Source organism: Halomonas sp. 707D4 (assembly GCF_024158685.1).
GTDB lineage: Bacteria > Pseudomonadota > Gammaproteobacteria > Pseudomonadales > Halomonadaceae > Vreelandella.
This window is the reverse complement of record NZ_JAMZBD010000566.1, coordinates 1-1,759: the sequence shown is the minus strand read 5'-3', so window position 1 is coordinate 1,759 and position 1,759 is coordinate 1. Positions and strand designations below refer to the sequence as shown.

Here is a 1,759-nt window from a genome sequence, read left to right as displayed (position 1 = left end):
AGCTCGCCGCGAGCGAGGATCTGTGGGTCAAGCTTTCCGCGCCCTACCGCTCCAAGGCGGGACTCGCCCAGGCCCAGGCGTCGCTTTCGCGGCTGCGCGAGGCGTTTGGCCACAGCGAGCGGCTGGTGTGGGGCAGCGACTGGCCGCATACCCGCTTCGAGGCGCAGACCGACTACGCCGCCCAGGTCGCCTTCATGGAGGCGCTGCTGCCCCAGGCCGAGGAGCGCCAGCGGGTGCTGTGCGACAACCCGGCGCGGCTGTTCAAGATCGAGCGGTCCGCGTAAGGCCGTCTTCCCAACGCGAAAAGAGAATCCCCTCATGATGAGTCTACTGGTGGTCGGGGCGATCGTCGTCTCCATCGTTCTGGGCTATCGCACCAAGATCAATATCGGCTTGTTCGCGATCGCCTTCGCTTACCTTCTGGGCTGCTTCGGTCTGGGCCTCGCCCCGCGCGAGGTGATCGCCTCGTGGCCCTTGAACATCTTCTTCATCATCTTCTCGGTATGCCTGTTCTACAGCTTCGCCATCGTCAACGGCACCCTCGAGAAGCTGGCCGAGCATCTGATGTACCGCTGCCGCCACTTCCCGCACCTGCTGCCGTTCGCGATCTTCTTCGCGGCAGTGGTGATCTCGGCGCTGGGGGCGGGCTACTACACGGTGCTGGCGTTCATGGCGCCGCTGACGCTGCTGCTCTGCGCGCGTACCGGGCTCAACCTGATCATCGGCGCGATGGCGGTCAACTACGGGGCGCTGGCCGGGGCCAACTTCGTCTCCAGCCAGAGCGGCATCATCTTTCGTACGCTCATGACCCAGGCCGGTCTTTCCGATGCCCAGGCCTTCATCAACAGCGCCGGCATCTTCGCCAGCACCCTGGTGGTGCCGATCCTCGTGCTGGGCGGGTTGATCGTGTTCAACCGCCGCCGGGGCGTGGCCATGGCCACCCTCGATCACGTCGAGCGGCCCGCGCCGCTCAACCGCGAGCAGCGCATGACCCTGGGGCTGACGCTTCTGATGATGGCGACGGTACTGCTGCCGCCGATCGCAAGCCTGATCGCGCCGGACAACGCGACCATCGCGCTGCTCAACAGCAAGGTGGATATCGGTTTGATCGCCAGCGTCTTCTCGGTGATCGCGCTGCTGCTCAAGCTCGGCGACGAGCGCAAGGCGATCGCGTCGCTGCCCTGGGGCACGATCATCATGATCTGCGGGGTCGGCATGCTGATCTCGATCGCGATCAAGGCGGGCACCATCGACATGCTGGGCGCGTGGATCGGCACCAGCATTCCGCCGGTGCTGATCGCCGTGGCCTTCGGCGTGGTGGCCGCCTGCATGTCGCTGTTCGCCAGCACCCTGGGCGTGGTGACGCCGGCGCTCTTCCCGCTGGTGCCGTCGATCGCCGCCTCCGTCGGCATCGACCCGATGGTGATCTTCATCGCCATCGTGGTCGGCGCCCAGGCGACCTCGATCTCGCCGTTCTCCTCCGGCGGAAGCCTGATCCTCGGCTCCTGCCCGGACGACAAGGAGCGCGCCGGGCTCTTGCCGAAGCTTCTGTTTCGCGCCGCCCCCCTGGGCTTCGTCGCCGCGTTGGTGTTCAACCTGCTGCTGACGTTCGTGTTCTAGGGCGTTCGGGCTCGCGAAGACAAGGCCTGAACGCAACCGGCCCGCCACCGAAAGGTGGCGGGCCGGTTGCGTTGGGGCGGCCGATCGACCTTAGAACTCTTCCCACTCGGCCACGGCGGGCTGGGGCTTGCGCGGCGCG

2 protein-coding genes are annotated in these 1,759 nt (G+C 66.6%); both read left to right on the top strand.

Features of this window, described 5'->3' with window-relative positions; genetic code table 11:
• Positions 1-284 (top strand): amidohydrolase (locus tag BIS11_RS16630; protein WP_253586595.1); only part of this gene is annotated, 284 nt, incomplete at its 5' end.
• Between the two features lie 34 nt (positions 285-318).
• A complete protein-coding gene (locus BIS11_RS16625) occupies positions 319-1,620 on the top strand; it encodes an SLC13 family permease (RefSeq protein WP_253426468.1) in 1,302 nt (433 codons plus the stop codon).
• The last annotated feature ends 139 nt before the right edge of the window (positions 1,621-1,759 follow it).

What these genes read in the sequence shown, in the direction of transcription:
- BIS11_RS16625 (WP_253426468.1), top strand. Translation starts at nt 319, where the DNA reads ATGATGAGTCTACTGGTGGTCGGGGCGATCGTCGTCTCCATCGTTCTG.